The sequence below is a fragment of the Pseudoalteromonas sp. CO342X genome (assembly GCF_004208915.1).
GTDB classification, from domain to species: Bacteria; Pseudomonadota; Gammaproteobacteria; order Enterobacterales; family Alteromonadaceae; genus Pseudoalteromonas; species Pseudoalteromonas maricaloris.
In genome coordinates this window covers 39,904-61,400 of sequence record NZ_SGPH01000041.1, presented here as the reverse complement: position 1 = coordinate 61,400, position 21,497 = coordinate 39,904, and the positions used below count along the sequence as shown (strand labels likewise).

Sequence of the window (21,497 nt, the reverse complement as noted above, 5' to 3'; positions counted from 1 at the left end):
TTATAACCATGAGTAAATACGTTGTAAATCATACCTAAATTAGCGACCAAAAGACAAAAGTAACGCGACAAACATCATGGCAACAATGCAACACCTCAAGAAATAAGACTTAACAAATTGAATTATATGCTTATTTTAGAATAGATATTAAATAGAGTTAAAAACGTCAAAGAATAGATGTCCAATTCGTTGCATGAATCATAGTGACGGTCACAATGGCTAAAATGAGGTGCAGTGCTTTTTTGCTTAGTCAAAACAATGAGGTGTGTACTTCTTTCAATAAGCCCTAACTATCTAATAAATAAACAACAATCAGAAATTAAAAGAGGGACTCCCGTGTCACCTAACAATAATATTAAATTACTCGCCCTGTCTATTGCGCTCGCATGTAGCAATACAGCAACTGCAGAAGAGCAACAAATCGACCGCCAACAAGTTGAACAAAGTAGTTCGGTAGTTAAAACGCAAGGTGAAGATAAAGCACTAGAAAAAATCGTCATCACCGGTTCTCGTATCAAGCGTGATAGCTTTTCGGTACCTACTCCTATCGCCACTATGGGGGCTGAGTCTCTCAATGATGCAGGCTTCGGTTCGCTTTCAGATATTCTTTTTGAAGAAATGCCTCAGGTCAGTGAAGGTACAGGCAATGGTAACTCGCAAAGCAGTGTTCAAAATACTGGGCTTTCAACTATCGACTTACGCGAGCTAGGTGTCAGTAGGACGCTAACTTTGATTGATGGTAGACGAGTAGTTTCTAACAGTTATTCAGGCAACTATATAAGCCTATCAACCATCCCCAAAGGTATGGTTGAGCGAGTTGAAATCATTACCGGTGGTGCGTCAGCGGCTTATGGCTCCGATGCAGTTGCAGGTGTTGTGAACATCATAACTCAGCAAGATCAAGAAGGGGCTACATTTAGTGCTCGTGGTGGTGAAAGTACCGAAGGCGGCGCTCGTGAATATACGGTAAATGCTGATTACGGTACGACTTACGATAATGGTAAAGGCTACTTATTTGTCAGTGCTACTTACGACGAAGAAAAAGGACTAAGCTACTGGGATAGAAAGCGTGCACAGCAACAAAATAGCTGGGACTACGATACCGACCGTATGTGCAACGTGATGCTCACTGCCAACTACGACCCTGATACAAAAAGTGCCTATCACTGCATGAGAGATATTGATAAATCCCAGTGGACAAGTTTAAGCGATTCAATTCCAGGTGGTGTATTTAACGAATCAAGTAGCTTTAAACCCGATTCAGGCTTTTGGTATGACGGCACAACCTTAAGGGATGATTGGCAAGAAGAACTTCACGGCATCGACTTTGAGCAATTTACAATGTTAAAGGTGCCTGACAAAGACCTCTCAGCGGCAGTAAAAACAGAGTATGAGTTTGACTCAGGTACAGAAGCTTACTTTCAATTGCAGTACAGCCGCAACACCTCTCGCAATGTAAAGTCGCCTGAAAGCGAAGACGAGTGCGACGCAATTGTGACCTATGACCCAAACAGTAATCAATTTGGCTCAGACTGTATGGGCCGTATTCCTTATGATAATCCATATATGCCAGAAGCAATTCGAGATAAGGCAAGCTCAAAAGGTGTGACCTGGGATCGACTATTCACAGAGGTCGGTAACATAGTGAATAGTAATGAAAGAACAACAATCAGAACATGGGGCGGTCTACGCGGTTATATTTGGGATGACTGGGAGTGGGATGTTTCTGTTGGCTACGGCAAATTTAAGCAAGAACAAACCCGCAGTAACGAAATCTACGTTGCGCGAGTTAAACAGGCGCTAAATGCTGAGCGCCTTGCTGATGGTACGATTCAGTGTAAAGACGAGCAAGCACGTAGCCAAGGCTGTGTACCAATTAATTTATTCGGTGAAGGCTCAATCACACCTGAGGCGGCAGACTATATTCGCGCCAATCCTTCCATTACAACGGATATTGATCAGGTAACGGTATCTGGATTTGTTACTGGTGATTTATTTGAACTCCCAGCAGGCGCCGTTGCTTCAGCTTTTGGTTTTGAATACAGAAAAGATACACAGAGCGTATCGACCAACGTGCCAAATGGTGGCGTCACGTTTAACTATGTGCCCACATTTGAAGGCGATGTAAGTGTTCGTGAAATCTTCGGTGAATTATCGTTACCGCTATTAAAAGACGCACCAATGGCAAAATCGCTTAGCGCCGAGGTCTCTGCTCGTATCGCAGATTACAGTTGGGCAAATACGGGATTAATCCAAAGTTACAAAGCGGGCTTTATTTATGAGCCAATCGAAGGTTATTCCATTCGTGCAAACTGGGCTCGAGCTATGAGAGCACCGACAATCACCGAGCTTATGTCACCACCTCGTGGTGACTATGATAGCTTTGATGATATCTGTGATGGTGTTACCGCGACGTCAACAGATGCAGGCCACGACAATTGCCGTAAAGATGCGGGAATACAAGCCGCTATCGCCACTGAAGGTACTTTTGAAGACGAAAATAACGGCTACTCACCCAACTCAGGAAATAGCGAGCTGTTTGAGGAAACCGCAGATACCATCACCATTGGTTTATCTTTAGCGCCTTCCTTTGCACCGGATTTTAGAATTGCGCTAGATTACTACGATATTCAAATTGATGATGCGGTAAGCTCACTTGCTAACGAAGACATCATTAAGTTTTGTTACGCTTCGTCTATGGAATTCGGTGACAGTAACGAGTTTTGTCGTGATATTAAACGCGATGAAGAAGGGCAGATTTATGAAGTCAATCAACGTGTCATCAACACGGATGAGATCCGCACTAAAGGTTACGATATCGCACTAGAATATGTGTATGACGCTAGCGATTACGGTAGCTTTAAGGTGAAAGCCGATTGGACACACGTGATCGAATACTCAATCACCAGTACGGGTCCTGATGGACAATACGAAGACCTTTATGAAGGCTACCTCAACACCGATATCTTTGAAGACAAAGGCGCTATTTCACTGACTTGGTATAAGAATGATTGGCGTGTACGCTGGAGCACAAAATATAAAGGTGCAGTGGAAGCCAGCCGTTCGAGATATGAAGACTGGCAAGCTGCTATCGCCAAAAATAACGAACGCTGTACAGCTGGTGAGACAAGCTGTATCGCAGATCCAGAGCCGCTCTGGCAAGGTGCGCTGCCATCAGTTACGACTCATAGCTTAACGGTAAACTACAGCATGGAGCTAGGCGATAACCGCACTCTCTCTGTTTATGGTGGTGTGAATAACCTATTTGATGAAAAAGGTCCGTTTATCGTCGGCGGCTCAGGTAACTTTGATAGTGCCTACGGCTCAGGTGTAGGACGTTTTGCGTTTATTGGAGCAAAATACCAGTTTTAGACTTCTGCATTGACTTGAGGGGCTACTACTGAGTAGCCCCTTATCTTTACAAACCAAAAAGTGTATCGCGTAACTTATCTGAGATTTTGTCAATCTCTGCATTGCATTGGTTGTAGCCTTGGCAATTAATAATTGCACTCATAACCATGCTTTCTGACGGCAGATACCAATTTAACGTCGCGTACCCAATCTCAGCACCGTTATGATGATAAACCGGTTTATTTCCGACTTGCTCGCTAAAGATACCCATGCTGTATTGCTGTCCGGTGACATCAGTATCCACCCATACAGATTCGCCTAGCAATTGCTCACGCACCTTAGCGGGAATATCAGGGCTCGTTATTATGATTTTAAATAAGTCACCAAGGTCCTTAGCCGTCGATACAATCGGTGCATCAGCCACACCAATATTGGCATAGTAAGGCTGCGTATTAATTTCATTGCCCTCATCATCAACAAAGTACCCTGATGCAATTTCACCAAACGCCTTTTCGATTCCTCCATAACTCATACTACTTAAGCCAAATGGTTCAAAGATATACTCACGCATCGCCTTTGAGTGATGCTCCCCCAAAACTTTATCCATAATTAGGCCCGCCAATAAATATCCGGTATTAGAATATTTCCACGCAGCTCCGGGTTTGAAATTGGCTTCTTGATTGAGGGCAAACTGCAGTGCAAAGCTATCCGTTTTTATTAAGTCTGGCTGTTGTAATACTGCAGCAAAAAATTCACCGTTAGCATCATTGAGATAATCATATAATCCAGCCGTATGATTGAGTAACTGCCGAACATACATTTCGTCACTGTTTTCTATCTGTTGTAAAAGTTCGTCAGACAAATAGTCACTTATCGGTGCATCTAGATCTAATAACTGTTGTTCATGCAACATCGCCATTAAGAGCGCTGTTACTTTTTTCCCCGCACTGCCATTTGGGATCCTAGCGTCCGTGGTCATGGGTATCGTGTTTTCTTTATCTGCTAAACCAGCCGCACCATAAAATTGAAGCGTAGGCGAGTCAATATAGAGCACAATACCAGGGATACCCGCTTCAACACTTTGTTCGAGCATCGCTTGAAAATCAACTTCGGCTACGGGAGGAGAGACAGGGCTCGGTTTAGGGTTAGACGTCGACTGACTATCATTACAGCCAAATAATGACAGTCCACCACACAATAATGTGACCAGTTTTAGTGTTCTCATGAGAAATACCTCGTTTCGTTTAAGTGATAAAACAATAACTAAGGTATGCGCGCCATGCTGTCTCTGACTTTTTCAAAATGTATCAAACAGTAACGACTTCCTTTATTTTCAGGCATAATGTCAGACCATTATGGAAAGCCAGAACAAGCTGGATACAATTCGATACAACTTGCAGAAAGTCGATACAGCTATACTCGCTTACACTCACTACAGTAACTAGCAAATTAATAACTAATAGAAATTGCTATGAAAACACATTTATTGATTGCAGCCGTGCTTATGGCCGCAAGTGCAGCGCAGGCCAAAAGCACTAACGCAAAAAAAGAAGGTCACGGCTATTTGGCCATTGGTTACGGGATAAATTACAACAGCGATATTTACAATAATGCCGAGACCTCGTTTTCGCCCACTGTACATGGCGCCTACTATTTTAGTAATGGTCTATTTGTCGAATTTCCAGGCCGCGCTGAGAAGTTTGACCCAGCACTTGCACTCGGTTATCAGTTTTATGAAACAGAAAATTGGGAATTTGATGCCCTACTCTCAACCGCTCATGGGCGAATAAATTACCGTTTTGGCGGGACTCGCTATGAGCTAAACACTTCGTCTTATCTTGGGGTAAGAGCTACAGGGGATGTATTTGGCTTACAAATTAGAGCTATTGTTGCACCAAAAGTGATTAACTCAGATTATTCAGATGGTAGCTACGCTTCATTATGGATCGCTAAACCCTGGCAATACAAAAACTGGCACTTTTATAGCGCAGTCGGTGCACAATACCGAAACTCGGCCATGTTAGATTATTACTACGGTGGCGCACCATTTAAAGGTTACGATGCCAAAGGCGGGGCTAATCTTGGGGTAAAGCTCGGATTTTCACGCGCTTTAACAGAAAATTGGATAGTCGATGGCCACGTCAGCTACACCAAATATGCATCAGGTATTATGGATAGTCCTATCACCAAAGCAATTGTCAGTTTTAACGATAGAATTGAGCATGGTGAAAGCATTGGCTTGTCACTTAGCTACGTTTTTTGAGGAGCTAAATATGAAAAAACGACTATTTGGCTTAGCCCTACTCGCAATGCAAACTCAAGCGAAAGAAGAAATTAACGTCCCCGTATGGACCGTAAAACCAGGGCAATGTGTTGCGCTCGAACAAGGTCAGCAATGTTTTATCGACCTCTCAGTGACCTGGCAAACCTCTGTGGCCGGTAACTTTTGTCTCCATGCCGATGAAAAAGAGCTGGTTTGTTGGCAGCAGCAAAAAACCGCGAGTTGGCAAGGCGAGATTTTAGTTGAGAAAGATTTGCTTATTACCTTAGAAGATAACAAGGATATTCTCGCAAGCTATGCGCTGCAATATGCTTGGGTGTTTAAACAACAAAAAAGTAACGCCGTGCGTTGGCGACTTTTCTAGGAGTAGTTGTGGTAGCCGAGTTAGTCCTAATAGAAGACGATAAAGAATTGGCCCAGTGGCTGAGTGATTACCTCTCTACCAAGGGATTTTCAGTGGGGCTATATCATGATGGTCAAGACGGGCTGGAGCACGTTTTAGCCTGTCCTCCCGATTTGGTGATTTTAGACGGTATGCTGCCAAGTTTAGATGGCTTTGAAGTCTGCAAGCAACTTCGTCAGTCGCTAAGCATCCCAATATTAATGCTAACAGCAAGGGATGAGGAAATTGATGAAATTATCGGCTTAGAGATGGGTGCTGACGACTATCTCAAAAAGCCAGTAAGAGGCAGGTTATTAGAAACTCGCATAAAAGCGCTATTAAGGCGCCATCATCCTCAAGATACCGCTCCCAAACAAACACTTGAGTTTGGCGCTCTCTATATCAATAAAGAAGACAGAAGCGTTACTTTTGCTGGGCAGCCCGTTAACTTATCCAGCAATGAGTTTGATGCGCTTTGGGTACTTGCCAGTAAAGCCGGAAAAATTGTTACCCGAGATGAGCTTACTAAAGCACTCAGAGGATTTGATTATGATGGGTTTGACCGCTCTATAGATTTGCGTGTTTCGCGACTGAGAAAGAAGCTAGGTGATGATGGCCAAAACCCATTTAAAATAAAGACGGTATGGGGTAAAGGATATCAGTTGGCGAAGGACGTGTGGTAATGTGGCGCTTCGTGTTTGCTTTGCTAACCATCTTAACGCTCGCAAGCGTTATCACAGGTCTGATATTTGACACACTTATCGCCTCATCCTCAGAGAATAATGAAGCCCACTACGATCCACTTAGCACAACCGCACCAATTATTGCCGCAATGGCTAAAGACAACATACCTGAATCACAAATTATTGCGATCCCACTGCACCAAACACTAACCGCTCAACTTGTACCAAGAGCCGACTATCCACTTCCTGTGAGCTTAAGCCGCAAACTCTCTCAACAGCGGTTTATTTACCTCGAAAGCGAATCATCAGTAAGCGCTTGCATACTTATAAACCAAGAAAGTGTCTATATTTTAACAATGCAGAAGCAATTGCAGACTAAATATGGCCTGCTCATGACCTTGTTATTTTACGCTATCGTTATCGTTGTCGTCGTCGCCTTTTTAACCCCATTTATTGCCAGACTGTTAAAGCTCAAAAATGCCGCACATCAGCTGGGTAAAGGCGAACTCAACGCCCGCGTGCAAGTCGGTACGGTATGGTACTTAAAGGATATTGAGCAAGCGTTTAATCAAATGGCACGACAAATAGCCGGGTTAATGACTGACATGAAGCTATTAAGCAGCGGACTTTCTCATGAGTTACGTACGCCACTTGCAAGGGTAAGAATGGGGCTAGACACACTGGTTGAAACTCATGATGATGAGCTGCGGACACAGTACGAAAATAGGATCAACCAAAACCTTGATGAAATGGAGCAAGTGATTGATGCTATTTTAGATTACGCAAGATTGCAGCACCGTCTTGACGACGTGGAACTTCAGCCTGTTGACTTGAATGCGATGACTCGCCAGTTAGCTAATAACGCCCACCATCATGACTTAACACTAAAACTGTCGTCAAAACCTTGCTGGGTCATCGGTGAAGGTCAGTACTTACGCATGCTAATCAATAACTTATTATCTAACGCGATAAAATATGCCAACGCTAAAGTATCACTAGCAACCCGAGTCGATAATGACAAGGTTAAGCTTATAATTGAAGACGATGGAATAGGTATAAGTAACGAGGTTCGAGACAAAGTGCTACTACCGTTTTATCGCGACGATTCTCAATCGCAATCAGGGTATGGCATTGGTTTGGCCTTTGTGCAACGTATAGTCACTCGTTTTGGCGGTACCATTGTAATTCAAAAAAGCCCCGCGCTGGGCGGGGCCAAAATCACTGTTTCGCTGATACAGACTCAGCAAAAGTAACGTTAACTCTGAAGCTGTGGTAAGCAGTGCTACAGTTCACCGCTTGGCAACGAAACAGTGTACAACAACCTAATATTCAAAGGGAGTTAGGTTAATGTGGTCCACTGTTGTCAGCAGGCGTTTGCCAATTACTCTGCCACACGTAGTTGCCATGGATATAAAGCAGTTTATCAGCCTGAATAAGCCCTCTATCTGCTTCGGTATACCCGAGTGCTTTGTCACTCGCTATGGGCGTTGCTACCTCGGCACGGCTACTCCCGCGATAAGTGAGTGTTGAGTCCACGCCGTAGATAATTTCAAATGCGGCGAGATCGTTTTGGCTATACCAGTTATAACTACTTTCATTCACTTGCTCTGTATTCCAGTAAACAATCGGCAAAGTGAACCGGGTTACTGAGGCATTGTCTTTTAGCATGGCCAAAGCGCGATAATCATATTCCAGCGGTGTAAATCCCCCTGCAAACGTATGATCTTTTAATAGCTTGGGTTCAGCAGGATTTGCAACATCAAACAAGCTCACTTTGGTGCCGGGCTGCACGTTTCCATCAGGGTCTCCAAGGTGCTGACCTACCCCAAGAAGCAAGCCGTCACCAACAGGGTGCAAATAAGAAGAGAAACCGGGGATCTCTAAACTTCCCGCGATTTTAGGCTGTGATGCGTCAGATAAATCCAGAACGTAGAGAGGGTCTATTTGTCTAAAGGTCACGATATAGGCGGTATCGTTAAAATATCTAACCGCATAAATGTCTTCATCCACAAGCCCTGTATCCGGATTAATTTTGCCAATAGGGGTTGGATTTTGGCTATTTGGTAGCGTCGCCACGGTGTTGAGTTCATTCCCTTGTGGTTTGAGCATATACAACTTATGACTATTACCGATATCTGTATCATACTGACTCGTTACTACGCGCAGAACGCCATCTTTTTCATCAAATCGAGTTGCAGCCATCGTATCGCTGACACGAGCAAGTTGACCTTCCACCTCACCAGTTGCTTGGTATGTCACCCCTTCATCCGTTAACAATAACTTATGTAATACTATGCCTGATGGATCCCAGATTGATGTGTTGACATCACCATCACTGTCATTAAAGGAGTAATTGTAAAGATACACAGCTGTTGCAGACATATAAAAGCCAAAGGTGCGCGTACTGACGCAAGTTGTTTTCACCTCATCAGGATTGCGAATGTCAATCTCAGTCACTGTTGTTAAGCCATTATATCCATCTTGCGCAGTAGCATCGGCAGGCAAATAACAGCCATCTGCGGCAACCAGTGGCGCTACACTTCCTTGCTTTAAATTTCTAAATTGAGGTAATAAATCGTTAATGTTAGTGTCCATTAAGCGATTGTAGCTTGCTACTTTGTCAGCGCTATTAAAACCACTGTAGCGTATAGTATGGTCGGCGATAACATAGAGTTTGTCACCGATTAATCTGCTGCCAACTAGTGAACCATCAATTTGAAAGCGTTTTTCGACCTCAGCCTGTGCGGGTAGGGATACGTTACTAAAAGCAAGCTCAATCACGCCTTGATAATTGACCTCAGGTTGCACCTCTTGCGATGACATATCATCAGCAAAATCATACTCATAGTCCATTAATACGCTGATGAGTTGATTGTTTTTAAGGTAAAGATTTTGGCTTGCAAACTCTGAATCTGATACCGCTAATTCATTAACTTGTGTAGGGACATCCGTAGCTTCTGTATCTAAGATCCTAACGAAGGTTTTGCTGTCAGTATCCGCATATGCAACGCTGGTCGAGCCACCGATGAATAAGTAACGGCCATCGAATTTAATCCGGTCGCTTTCTGATACCCCTTCAACCAGTTGATTGGTGCCTGAGTAAGGTGCACTATCTGTGGTTGCTGATGGATTTTCCAAATCATCGCCATTATTCAACCCACCGCTGGCAACGAAAATGCCGTTTTTAATAAACTGACTAAACTGTGCTGATGAAGCTGACTTCAACGGCGCAGAGCTATTATTAAGCGCGTTAAGTTCTGGTAATTTATCTTCATCATTGTCGTTACTACCACCACATGCGCAAAGGCTAGCGGCAAGCGGAAGACTGAGCCAAATTTTGCATCTCATGATATGTTTCCTTGTAAGTTAAGTGCCAACGTAAGCCTAAACTTTCACACTAAAATTTCTGTTATCTTCGCTACTTGTTTTGTTATTTAATGTTACCCTTTCTGGTAATTTGTACAGCGACTGGTAAATTACACTGGTAGTAATAATGCGCTTTGATTGACACCTCTAAAAAGCCAGTGCAAAGCCCAAATTCAGAACTGGAGTTCCAAGTTGAATAAGTTATTAATGGCCTTAACCTTGCTGATTACCACTCAGGTAAATGCCACGGCGGTGCCATGTGACGCCAATGACAGCGAATGTACGCCAGTCGATGAATGGCGATTTGGCATTGCGCTTGGCGGCGGCGTGATCTCCAACCCACTCCATGACGGTGAAAATATTCCCTTAGTTGTTGTGCCCTATATTAGTTATTACGGTGAACACCTCTTTCTTGATAATGGGACTTTGGGCTATACCTTTCACTACACTGATAAATTTGATCTTAGCTTGATCGGCACATTTAATACCGAGCAGGCCTATTTCGAGAAATTTCACCCAAGTAATATATTCGTGCAAAAAATGGGGTTTGATGCCAGCAATGAGCTGCCTGGCGGTGAATTTGCCGCAGAGCAAACCGCTATCTCCTTAGACGATATTGAGTCGAGAAAATGGGCCATAGATGGCGGCGTTTTAGCCCACTGGATAATGAGTGATAGCGTAAAAATCAGCGCATCATGGCTCACCGATATCACCAACACTTATCAAGGTTACAATGCTGATGTTGGAGTTAGCTATCGTTTTAGATTCGATAATTCACCTAACACTTATGTGTTTATTAAGGCAGGGCTAAAATGGAAAAGTCGACAACTGGTGGACTATTACTACGGCATAGACAAAGCAGATACACCGAATAGTGAGCTATGGTATAAAGGCAGTTCAAGCTTCCAACCTTATGTTAGCTTTGCCTACTCTTATCCCGTAAGTGAGTCTTGGACCTTTAAATTTAACGCCAAATATCAGCAACTTGATAGCACAATGACAGATAGCCCGATAGTCGAGGATAGCTATACCGCGACGGTTTTTGTCGGGGGAAAATATGAATTTTAGGTTGTACTTAATCATAATTATAATTTTCAGCGCACCAAGTAGAGCTTTAACCAAACCCAACAATGGCATTAATTTAGAAATAAAACCGATTACATGTATGGTGAAACAAGCAGGGCAACGCTGTGAAATGACGGCAAAAATTGCTTGGCAATCGCCCTCTAAAATGAACCTATGTTTATTTCAGGAAAAACAAAAATTACAATGCTGGGAGCAGGCCAAGGAGGCAAAGTCAACACAAATTATCCAACTCTCAAAGTCCATGCTCTTTACCCTAAAAGATGCTAAAAATAACGTTGTTGCAAAACAAAATATTGAAGTACACACAAGCGTCAACCAACAGTATAGACGCAAACTCAGAAGCGATTGGAGTGTGTTTTAATGGCCAAGGTATTACTTGTCGAAGATGATGTAAAACTAGCGGAGTTAACCGCAAAGTTCTTAATCCATAACGGCTTTGAAGTCGTTCAATTACACAATGGTATTAACGCCATTAAAGCGATAGAAGCCGAAAAACCAGATATTTTAATTTTAGATATTATGCTTCCAGGCCTTGATGGTTTTTCTATTTGCAAAGCTGCACGCGGTGATTTTAAAGGGCCGGTTTTATTTCTTACCGCCAAAGATAGCGACTTCGACCATGTAAAAGGACTTGAAATCGGTGCTGATGATTACATTATCAAGCCCGTTGAGCCATATGTGCTACTTGCCCGCTTGAATGCGCTATTAAGACGCACACAAAATGATGAAGTTCAGTCTGACTCCATTACCTTAGGGGAATTACAAATAGATAAATCGGACCGTAAGGTCTACTTGGCAGGTGACGAAGTTGAACTAACCAGTTATGAATTTGATTTACTAAAGACATTGGCAGGCCATGCGGGCGAAACGCTGAGTCGAGACTATATCTATAAACATGTTGTTGGCCGCGAATATGACGGATTAGATAGAAGCGTTGATGTACGTATTAGCCGTTTACGTAAAAAACTTGGCGACAATCTAGAGCAACCTGCAAGGCTTATTACCGTGTGGGGCAAGGGCTACCTCTGCTCTAAGTCTGCTTGGGGCTAGTGTATTTGTGCTAAAACTATTACTCAGCCTCTATTTGGCTGTGTTTACCAGTATTGTCGTCATCAACCAAGTGAGCGAAGCTATTTGGTCTCATTGGGTGCACTCCGCGCCCGATGAGTTGCGACACGCAAAAGCGGTTGCCAACACACTGAAATCCACGATTTCCTCAGATCAGCTACCCCAAGAGTCAGAAACGCTCAAAATACTCAACATGGACGATGTCGCTTGGCTGCCTGAACAAGCCAGCACTTTAGTTCAAGGTGGTATTTTAACGAGTTTTGATGATGAAGGCCGCGCATGGCTGACTTTCAAAGTACCTGATTCAACATTACTGATGCAGCTAGGGCCATTAGCACCAGCCGCTTCAGCTGCCAATAAACAATGGGTCATCAAATTGCTTTCTTATGCCGTGCTCGCATTTTTACTTATGCTGTGGATACGGCCCTTGTGGCTTGATTTATTGCAACTGAGGTATATCACCGAAAATCTCACTCAAGGTCAACTGCCCAAAGCGACCCGACATTCCCGGTTTTCTGCTATTTCAAATTTAACCGAGCAGATCCGCGATTTGGCATCTCAAGTCGCAAGGCTAATTGAAAATCAAAAACTACTCGTTAATGCGGTTTCTCACGACCTGCGAACTCCACTTGCCAGACTCAAATTTGCTCTCGCCATGTTACCAGAGCAAAGCCGTGAGCAAGCAAACGATATGGCGGATGATGTGGTCGAAATGGAAGCCATGATTGATGAAATGCTAGCCTACGCACGGCTTGAATTTGAAGTAGATAAACTTGAGGTAACACCACTGGATCTTTGCGCGCTTGTCGACGACCAGATAAACAAACTCCGTAAGCTCACCGATAAACAAATAACTCTTAATAAAAAGAGCACACAGGTTATCGTCTCAGGTAACGCTCACTACCTCTCTCGAGCCATTCAAAATATTGTGCAAAACGCCGATAAATACGGTCGCTCAAATATCGAAATTAGTCTTGAATGTGACAAAAGCAACGCTTATCTTCATATTGAGGATGACGGTGATGGAATTCCTAAATCTCAGTGGGAGTCGGTTTTTATTCCCTTCTCGCGCTTAGATGAAAGTCGCAGCAAAGATAACGGTGGCTATGGCCTTGGACTGGCTATCGTACGCAAAATCGCCACTTGGCATCGCGGCAGTTGCCATGTCGGATTCTCTGAACTTGGCGGTGCTAAGTTTACTCTGACTTTGCCACTGGCAAACTAATTTATCTAGGGATAGGTATAGCGGTGAATACCGCATAAAACAAAAATTTTACCTTGACCATTTTATTTGGGTAAAATTTTATACCAGTTGTATTTAAACATGACTTACAAGGAAAGTTTATGGCTTTATTAGACCAAAGGTCTCTCCATCATATTGATCCACGCCTAGCTGGTGTTGAGATGCAATTAAAAGAGGCCTATTACAATTTAGATAAAACCACATCTAGCTTTGATAGCGATCTTGACAATAAATTGAAGCCGCTTAAACGCTATAAGTGGTGGGCAATTGGTATTGCAATCCCGTTACTATTTCTTGCGCCTTTTCTCTTAATCTCAATAATTCCTATCTACTTTTTGTTAAAACACTCTCTTAAGTCTTTCACTAAGGGAGTGTTAACTCGAGCTTATATGATGGCGCCAATTGCTTCAGCACTTAACTTAGAATATTCAGTCGGCGGTAATTTACTTATCTGCGAGGAAGCTATCAGTGCAGGTATATTAACCGAAGGAGGACGAGCTGTAGCTGAAGATGGATTTAACGGCGAAGTGAATGGCATTCATTTTTACTTTACTGAAGTACATATACGCACGCTTCATCAGAATAATGACAGTAAACGTTTGTTTAATGGTGCAGTTATAAAACTGAGTATGCCTGAACCTGTAGATACTCCAATCGTGGTATTACAAGATGCGGGACTTTGGAACATGCTGATAAGTCGACGTCAATCTCTAAAAGGATTACAGCGAGTTAAACTTGAACAAAAAGACTTTGAAAAAGAGTATCAAGTCTATGCTAAAGATGAACAAACCTGCCGCGAAGTACTCACGCCAGAATATATGGCGAAATTGTCGCAAGTCAAAACGTTCTTTTCATCCGGTAACCTACCAAAAGGGTTAAAAATCCCCGAAGTAAAAGCCCAAATGTTTATAGAAGGTAGCGATATACTGATCTCTCTTGACTATGGTGCCAATTTATTTAGTCCAAAAAAACTGCAAAATGAATATGATCCCAGCTGGGCTGAAGATATCGCAAAACAATTTTTACTGATTGAAAATCTAGCAAAAAGCCTGGTGCGCTAGCGGCAGGCTTGTTTTTTGTAGTTGAAAATACGATAACCCGACGATGAATACAGCGACACCCACCAAAAATTGAACGTGGATACAGCGGTGGTAATAACAACCGCTGTAGCAATCTTAACAATCAAGGAACGGAACTATTTAGTGATTTAGTTATTGTTTTACATTAGTTTACACGTGGCTTTACGCCATAGCTGATACAGTGTTCTCTGTTCAAGAGAATAATGTAAATCGCTTACCCCCTGCTACTGTAAGCAGGTTTATCTAGCGCTTAAGGAGAACAGCATGAATATTATAAAACCCGCCACCCCCTTACTTTTTGCAGCCGTCATGCTCACCAATCATGTCTATGCTAACGAAGCCTTTCCAACGCTAGAAGGACCTTGGCTTGGCCAGACACCGCCGGGGTTAACCGCGCAGCTTTTTGCCCCCGATATCATCTCGATTAACGGTCGTTATGAATTCGGCGTGTCGTTCTCTCCCGACCTTACGGAAGTGTATTTTACTGCCTTTGAAGAGCAAGAAAATGTGGATTCAAGCCCACGGATCATGTATTCAAAAATAGAAAACGCACAGTGGACTCAACCTCAAGACGCAAATTTTACTGGTGGAATAATGAGTTATGAACTGGTCCCCCATGTAAGTTTGAACAGCAATCGGATTTACTTTACCGCGCGTTCAGATGACTCCAAAGCGTCCGGAATTTGGTACGTTACCCGTAGCAAAGGTGGCTGGAGTGAGGCTAAAAGGTTCGATTCGGCAATAAATACGGGTAAGTTTTCAGACTTCAACCAAAGCGCGAATGGCGACACTATTTTTTCCAATATGTCAGAACGCAAAATGTATACCGCTGAAAATAAAAACGGCACGCTTACGACTCCCAAAGCCATTGATATTGAGTTTGGATTTCATGGTTTTATTTCGCCCGCTAACGATTACCTATTGGTTAATAGTCGTCACAGAGGCGATAAAAGTCGAAAAGATAACGACCTATATGTCTATTTTAAGGAGCAGGATGGCACTTGGTCTAGCCCTATAAATTTAGGTGAAGGGGTCAATACCCCTTATTCAGAAACCGTCCCAAGAATTACACCTGATGGTAAATACCTGTTTTTTGGTAGATATAATGAACCCGGTGATGTATCAAACATTTATTGGGTAAGCACCGAGGTCATTACCCGGCTAAAAGAAACTTATTTTGCAGGAAAGTCGACTAAGCAGATTTAGCAGCGTATTCGATATGGCAGCTCAACTTCGAGCTGCCAGTTACCTATCTTTAATGGCTAATTTACACTGAGCCGAACTATTTATCTCGTCCGGCAAACTCCACCTCAGCCATCTCGATAGCGCCACGTTTTTGCATGGTAATAAATAAGCGTTTCCCCTCCTCGCCACCAAAAGCCACATTAGTCGGGTGCTTGCCTTTCAGTTTAATTTCTTTCATTAGCTTGCCCTGAGGTGAAACCACAGCGACCACACCAGCACCATAACGGGCGATATAAAGATTGCCTTGGTTGTCCGTGCGCATACCATCTAAGCCAAAATCGGTAAACGAGATAAATAATTGTTTGTTACTAATATTGCCTTGTTCATCTAACTCATAGCGCCATACTTTACGCTGCACGCTTTCGTTCACATAAAGTGTTTTATTGTCAGGGCTAACTTCAATGCCATTGGTGGTGCCCATATCCGCTTCTAATAGGGTTACTACTCCGTTTGTATTTACACGCCAAAGTTTACCGCTACTGGCTTGCCAATTAGGATCGCTGGCGAAAAGAATTCCGTTGTCCATGAGCGCAAGGTCATTAGGTTGATCCATGCGATTATCGTGAGCAAATACCGTCACGGTTCGTGACAAATCACCACCTTGAGCAAGTGCCGCCTTGGTGACTTTGAGCACGTTATGATTGACGTAATCGGCTATATACATATTTCCTTGCTTATCAAAGCGAATACCGTTACCAATAGAGCCATTTTTTAACGTCAGCAGGGTTTCCGCTCTGCCTTGCGCAGTCACTTTACCAATGGTGCCTTGCTGTTGATGGTTAACCGCATACAACACGCCGGCATCATCCACCGCAGGTCCCTCAATACCTTGCGTGAAAACACCATCCGTTATCCAATCTTGTGTATCTACAACCGTGTTGGCAGCTACATAACCACTGCTCTGTAGCAAAAATAAACTGAGTATGACCTTTCTCATGACTTTCCTAATTACAATGAAGGTAAAGCGCTCGAACTGGATATATTCCAGTTATGACCACTTCATCCGTTAAATTTTGCAGCGCTAGCAGCTGGCTATCTAGGTGCGGAGCCTGTAAAGCCCCTTTACAAACCTCAAGCACTTGCTGACTCAATGCAATAAACTGCGTCACCGTTAACGCCGCTGAGTGTGCTTCTGTAAGTTTGGGACTTTGCTGTAACAGAGTTAACGCCTCAAGCCCCGCTTGCCAACGTTGCAATATCGCGCCAATGTGCGCTAAGGCTGTGTTATCACCAGCGATATAGCTTTCGACTCGCTCCTCAAGCAGCCTCACCTGACGGCTTTCAACCGCAACATAGTCGACAAATTTATCAAGCGCTGCAAACTGGTGATACTCGTCGTTTAAGAACTTAATATGGTGACGCGTGTAATAGTGACTTGGTTCTACAAGCTCTGCAAGATGAGTGAGTAATTCAAGCGTAGCCTTGCGCTTTGGCTCATCCAAGGTTGTGCTGATAAGCCTATTAAAACCCGCTTGTTGCTGCGTTTTATGACCTAAGCCAATGACGTTATGTGCAAAATCGCTAATATGATCCAATCGCGCATACATCTGCTTGCTATCTGTAAGCGTTTTAGCGGACCATAAACGCTCAGCAATCACAAAAAGTCGCGGCCATATTCTGACATCAAGATTATGTTCGGTGACCATTTCGCTCCAAATGGTCGCCTCACTACCTAAAATACGCCCGTCGTTTACTTGGCTTAACGGTGTTGAAACCTCGACAGGCTGTGGTTTTTCAAGCGCCTCAAGTGTGAGCGGATAACGGCTATTACCAATCATTGCCGCGCCTTGTTGCTGCGCTGTATTAAACTCAAACTGTAACGGTCCCATCCAACTATCCATGGCTGCGGTAAATTGCTGAGTCTTGCTAGTAATTGGCCTATCTGTTTGTACTAACTGATGGCGATTGTTATTAAGCTTTATAAGCACTTGTCCACCCAACACCACAAGCTCGCCTTTGACTGCGCTGCCTTTTAGGCGTGGGACCGTAAAGGCTAAGCTTAATACTCGCGGCTGAGTGAGATCCACTGTCGGTAAAACCGGATGTGGGTCGTTACGGTAATGAAATGATGAATACTGCGGCTGATCAATATAAAACCCGGTTGATAAAATGCCTTGATAACCTGCTTCTGCAATTGCATTTAGCGAATCATGACCACGCCAAGACTGCACGACAGTATCTTTAGGCAACGCCGGATGAAAAATTTCATCCCACCCCATCATCACACGTTGGTGCTTAGCGATAATCTTTTGTACACGAGTATTAAAGTAGTTTTGCAGGTCATGACCGTCTTTCAACGCATGTTTTGCCATTAGCCCCTGTATTTCAGGGCTTTCCAACCAATGCTCAGGCTCTACCTCGTCACCCCCAATATGCAGGTAGCCGTCTGGAAATAGACTCGTCATCTCAGCCAGTAAATCGTCGATAAAGATGTACACATCAGGACTTGCGATATTGAGCAGTGGCTTAAATACTCCCCAATGGCGCTCCATCTCATAAGGTTGCGATTTAGTCATCAGCTCTGGGTAAGCGACGGCAATCGCGCTTGCATGCCCCGGCATACCAAATTCAGGCACCACGCGGATCCCTAAAAGGCTTGCATACTCAATCACTTCTTTCACTTCTGATTGACGATAATACAATCCGTCTGAGGCCAGTTGAGTTAGCTTAGGAAACACCTTACTTTCCATTCGCCAGCCTTGGTCATCAGTTAAGTGCCAGTGCAAAACGTTTAGCTTTGCCGCGGCCATACCATCGAGTTGGCGCTTTATTGTCGCAATTGGCATAAAGTGGCGAACACTATCAATAAGTAGCCCACGCCAAGGGAAACGGGGACTATCGCTGATAGCCGTGTAAGGGAGTGTTAACTGACTCAAGACCTTGCTCTGAGCTAGTTGTAATAGGCTAGCAAGACCATGCTGCGCGCCGAAAACGGAGGTTGCGCTAAGCACTATTCCATCCTCTTCAATATGAAGCTGGTAGTCTTCTGGCATATTCAGCTGAGGAAACTGTAACTCGGTTTCGATATTTTCCACGCGAATGGTCAAGTCCGCTTTGCCACCTTTTACTACCCGTAAAAGAATAGGTTTTCCAGTAATGCGCTCAATGTATTGCTGCATTCTGGCGAGCAGAAATGCCTGCCTCTGCGCACTAAAGCCGTGTATCGCAACCTTGATTTCGTTTTCAAATACCAGCGAGCCTTCGGTCATACTCACTTGTTGCGGCATGGGCATAAGCGACAGTGGCGTTGCCTTAGCAGTTAAAATCGGCAACAACACGGTGAATAAAAAAACACTAAAGTACGTTCTCATAATGACACTATTCCTGAGTAACAAGCTTTGGCAGAAAGTCGGCGGATATCAGCGCGCCGTGATGCTGAATAGCCTCGGCGGCAATTTGATGTGCAAAGCACGCAGCCGTTTGCAAATCGCAACCTTTCAGCCAATGCGCTAAAAACCCTGCCGCAAACGCATCGCCCGCACCACAGGTATCTAAGATAAGCTGCGGCGCTATGTTTTGCGCCGCGATATAAATAGGTGAAGAATCATCAGCTGGCGCGAGCACGCATGGCTGAGCGCCTTGGCGAATAACTAAGAGTTGTGAGCTTTGCTTTTGATGCTCTGCGATTATTTCGTCCACATTTGCGGTGCCATACACTGCATATTCGTCCTCGTCGGTTAAAAATGCGATGTCCGCCAGCGCCATTACAGCCTGATAACTCAATTTTGGGTTATCGCTACGCCAAAGGGTTTGGCGATAGTTGTTATCAAAAAATATGAGCCCATCTCTGTTTTTAAACGCGGCTAACGCCTCAAACAAGTGCTTTCTCTGCGACTCACATATAATGGCGAGGCTTATTCCAGAGAGGTAAATCGCATCAATAAGCTTGTTGTGAAGTGCCTGAGTTAAGGTCTCATCACGCTTAAAATAATGCCTTACAGGGCTGTGCTCACGGGCAAAGGTAAAGCGTCGCTCTCCTTTCTCATCGAGCGTAATCCAGTACTCGCCAAGCGCGCTATGTGGTTCAAGCGAAATATAGTCTTGTCTGATGTTGGTGTTTGATAACATATCAAGCAAGTTTGTGCTGGCCTTATCCGTACCGATGGCGCTGGCAAAACTGACTGCGATGTGGTTTTCGTGGCTTTGCTTGAGTAACTGAGCCAAGTACCAAGCCGTGTTAAAGGTATCACCGCCAAACGAGCTAGTACCATCAGCTCTATGCTCCACCATACATTCACCAAAGCACACCAACTGTTTTATTGCGCCTTTCATGATGTCACTTCCGTTTTTTCGGACGATGCGGTAACACTGGATTTTGTCACCACACTCGTCAATACACCAAACACCAAAGCACTGATCAGCGCAGGAATAATCGGGTTACCAAAATAAGCCAGCCAATCGTCGTTCATACCAACGAGCAGAGCAGCCACTGAACCTGCCATCAAGGTGACTAAACTGCCTTGCCAAGTATAACCTTGCCAAAAGCGTCCCAATAACCCCATCACACAAAGCCCCGCTAATACAACAGAAATCATTTTGGTGATATAGCTGATAATGTCGCTCGACAACACCGCCATAAATAATGCCAGCGATACGGTAGTCAACATGGCAATACGAGAGACCAAAAGCGGATTGTGTGGCGCAATATTTCCCTTACACCAAGTCAGATAAATATCAGCAACCAACACACTGACTCCAGCAATAGCGTCGGAGCTGGCACTAGAAAGCGTTGCGGAAATACCCGCCAATAAAATAAAGCCGCCAATCAACACCGGCATCGCCGTTAACGCCAAATAGGGAAAAGCAAATGAAGGATTGTCTAAACTCGAGTTAACTGCATAAGCACCAATACCAATCACAGCAGGAATACATGAAAACCCTAAATAAAGTAATCCCGAGATAATAAACGACGTACGAATACTGCTTATGCTTTTAGCGGAGTAGATCCGCTGCCTAAACGATGGTGTTGCCAATACGCCCACCAGCACCGCCAGCGCCATTGAAATAGCAGGCAATAAACCAATATTTTGATATGAAAAGAGCCCAGCTCCCGCTGCAACCGAAGCGCTGGTTAGCGTTTGCCAACCACCGACCACCTCGACTACAAAGTAGGTCATCAACAAAAAGCCCGAAAACAAAATAACGGCCTGAATAGCATCCGTCCAGACTACCGCCGAATATCCGCCTAAGGTCACATATACCGCAAGCCCCAGTCCAATAATCAGTTTTGCACTGGTCTCATCTAGCCCAGTGAGCCAAGCTAAGTACATGCCCCCGCCAATCAAATGTGCGCCAAGCCAGCCGACACTTGCCGCGTAAATCAATATTGCTAAGAGCTTTTTAACGACTTGATGATTGCCTACATAGCTTGCTAACTCTTCACTCATTGTCGCGAAGCGCTCAGCCCTAACCGGCGCAAACAACCAAGCCAGCAATAAAATACCCAGCGCGCCGCCAATGCCATAAAGCGTGCCCGCCCAACCGTGTTGATAGGCAAAGCCGACCGCTCCCATCGACGAGCCGGTGCCGACCATAGTGGCAACGGTGGTGCCTAGCGTCAGCATCAGCGGTACTTTTCGCCCAGCTAATAAATAGTCGCAATTTGACCGTTGCCACCGAGATGCCAGCCAACTCACCAATATCATGGCAGACAAATACAACAGAAAAATAAGCAAATACACTTGCTGACTATCCGTCATGCTTCTCCTCCTGT

Annotated in this window: 17 protein-coding genes; 11 read left to right on the top strand and 6 right to left on the bottom strand. The window is 44.1% G+C overall.

Annotated elements, in window-relative coordinates; genetic code table 11:
• The first annotated feature begins 336 nt into the window (after positions 1–336).
• The gene (locus EXT47_RS21550) at positions 337–3,372 is read left to right on the top strand and encodes a TonB-dependent receptor (protein ID WP_130127563.1); all 3,036 of its coding nucleotides are present in this window, start codon (positions 337–339) and stop codon (positions 3,370–3,372) included.
• A 46-nt stretch (positions 3,373–3,418) separates the two neighbouring features.
• On the opposite strand, the gene EXT47_RS21545 is transcribed toward EXT47_RS21550, so the two are convergent.
• A complete protein-coding gene (locus EXT47_RS21545; protein ID WP_130127562.1) occupies positions 3,419–4,576 on the bottom strand; it encodes a serine hydrolase in 1,158 nt (385 codons plus the stop codon).
• A gap of 246 nt (positions 4,577–4,822) precedes the next feature.
• On the opposite strand from EXT47_RS21545, the gene EXT47_RS21540 reads away from it, so the two are divergent.
• The 4 genes from EXT47_RS21540 to EXT47_RS21525 are packed head-to-tail and all read left to right on the top strand — an operon-like array spanning position 4,823 to position 7,950.
• On the top strand, positions 4,823–5,614 hold the full coding sequence (locus EXT47_RS21540; RefSeq protein ID WP_130127561.1) for a MipA/OmpV family protein: 792 nt from the start codon (positions 4,823–4,825) through the stop codon (positions 5,612–5,614).
• A gap of 10 nt (positions 5,615–5,624) precedes the next feature.
• Entirely contained in the window at positions 5,625–5,996 is a 372-nt protein-coding gene (locus tag EXT47_RS21535; RefSeq protein ID WP_039496252.1) for a DUF3019 domain-containing protein, read from the top strand.
• Between the two features lie 8 nt (positions 5,997–6,004).
• Positions 6,005–6,697 carry a response regulator transcription factor gene (locus EXT47_RS21530; RefSeq protein ID WP_039496249.1) on the top strand — a complete coding sequence of 231 codons (693 nt, stop codon included), beginning with the start codon at positions 6,005–6,007 and terminating at the stop codon, positions 6,695–6,697.
• Positions 6,697–7,950 carry a HAMP domain-containing sensor histidine kinase gene (locus EXT47_RS21525; RefSeq protein WP_039496248.1) on the top strand — a complete coding sequence of 418 codons (1,254 nt, stop codon included), beginning with the start codon at positions 6,697–6,699 and terminating at the stop codon, positions 7,948–7,950. Before EXT47_RS21530 ends, EXT47_RS21525 begins: the two co-directional genes overlap by 1 nt.
• Positions 7,951–8,041: 91 nt before the next feature.
• Here the strand turns inward: EXT47_RS21525 and EXT47_RS21520 are convergent, their stop codons facing one another.
• Positions 8,042–10,045: a beta-propeller domain-containing protein gene (locus EXT47_RS21520; RefSeq protein WP_039496246.1), complete on the bottom strand. Its 2,004-nt coding sequence runs from the start codon at positions 10,043–10,045 to the stop codon at positions 8,042–8,044.
• A 210-nt stretch (positions 10,046–10,255) separates the two neighbouring features.
• Here EXT47_RS21520 and EXT47_RS21515 point away from each other — a divergent pair, with 210 nt between their 5' ends.
• The 6 genes from EXT47_RS21515 (at position 10,256) to EXT47_RS21490 (ending at position 15,745) form a co-directional block, all read left to right on the top strand.
• Positions 10,256–11,131, top strand: coding sequence for a MipA/OmpV family protein (locus tag EXT47_RS21515; RefSeq protein WP_226899030.1), 876 nt, complete (start codon positions 10,256–10,258; stop codon positions 11,129–11,131).
• Complete coding sequence (locus tag EXT47_RS21510) at positions 11,121–11,510, top strand: DUF3019 domain-containing protein (protein WP_010375649.1); 390 nt, start codon at positions 11,121–11,123, stop codon at positions 11,508–11,510. The genes EXT47_RS21515 and EXT47_RS21510 overlap by 11 nt, the downstream gene beginning before the upstream one ends.
• Positions 11,510–12,199 (top strand): response regulator, encoded by a 690-nt coding sequence (locus tag EXT47_RS21505; RefSeq protein WP_010603913.1) that lies wholly within the window; start codon positions 11,510–11,512, stop codon positions 12,197–12,199. The genes EXT47_RS21510 and EXT47_RS21505 overlap by 1 nt, the downstream gene beginning before the upstream one ends.
• Positions 12,200–12,206: 7 nt before the next feature.
• Positions 12,207–13,442 (top strand): ATP-binding protein, encoded by a 1,236-nt coding sequence (locus EXT47_RS21500; protein ID WP_130127560.1) that lies wholly within the window; start codon positions 12,207–12,209, stop codon positions 13,440–13,442.
• Between the two features lie 119 nt (positions 13,443–13,561).
• The gene (locus EXT47_RS21495; RefSeq protein WP_130127559.1) at positions 13,562–14,521 is read left to right on the top strand and encodes a DUF3137 domain-containing protein; all 960 of its coding nucleotides are present in this window, start codon (positions 13,562–13,564) and stop codon (positions 14,519–14,521) included.
• A 282-nt stretch (positions 14,522–14,803) separates the two neighbouring features.
• Entirely contained in the window at positions 14,804–15,745 is a 942-nt protein-coding gene (locus tag EXT47_RS21490) for a PD40 domain-containing protein (protein ID WP_130127558.1), read from the top strand.
• Between the two features lie 76 nt (positions 15,746–15,821).
• Here EXT47_RS21490 and EXT47_RS21485 read toward each other — a convergent pair whose 3' ends face one another.
• Genes EXT47_RS21485 through EXT47_RS21470 form a run of 4 tightly spaced genes read right to left on the bottom strand, consistent with a single transcriptional unit; the run spans position 15,822 to position 21,483 of the window.
• On the bottom strand, positions 15,822–16,721 hold the full coding sequence (locus tag EXT47_RS21485; RefSeq protein ID WP_130127557.1) for an SMP-30/gluconolactonase/LRE family protein: 900 nt from the start codon (positions 16,719–16,721) through the stop codon (positions 15,822–15,824).
• Between the two features lie 7 nt (positions 16,722–16,728).
• On the bottom strand, positions 16,729–19,095 hold the full coding sequence (locus tag EXT47_RS21480; protein WP_130127556.1) for a family 20 glycosylhydrolase: 2,367 nt from the start codon (positions 19,093–19,095) through the stop codon (positions 16,729–16,731).
• Between the two features lie 7 nt (positions 19,096–19,102).
• Positions 19,103–20,056, bottom strand: coding sequence for a sugar kinase (locus EXT47_RS21475; RefSeq protein ID WP_130127555.1), 954 nt, complete (start codon positions 20,054–20,056; stop codon positions 19,103–19,105).
• A complete protein-coding gene (locus EXT47_RS21470) occupies positions 20,053–21,483 on the bottom strand; it encodes a sodium:solute symporter family protein (protein WP_130127554.1) in 1,431 nt (476 codons plus the stop codon). Before EXT47_RS21470 ends, EXT47_RS21475 begins: the two co-directional genes overlap by 4 nt.
• Positions 21,484–21,497 lie beyond the last annotated feature (14 nt).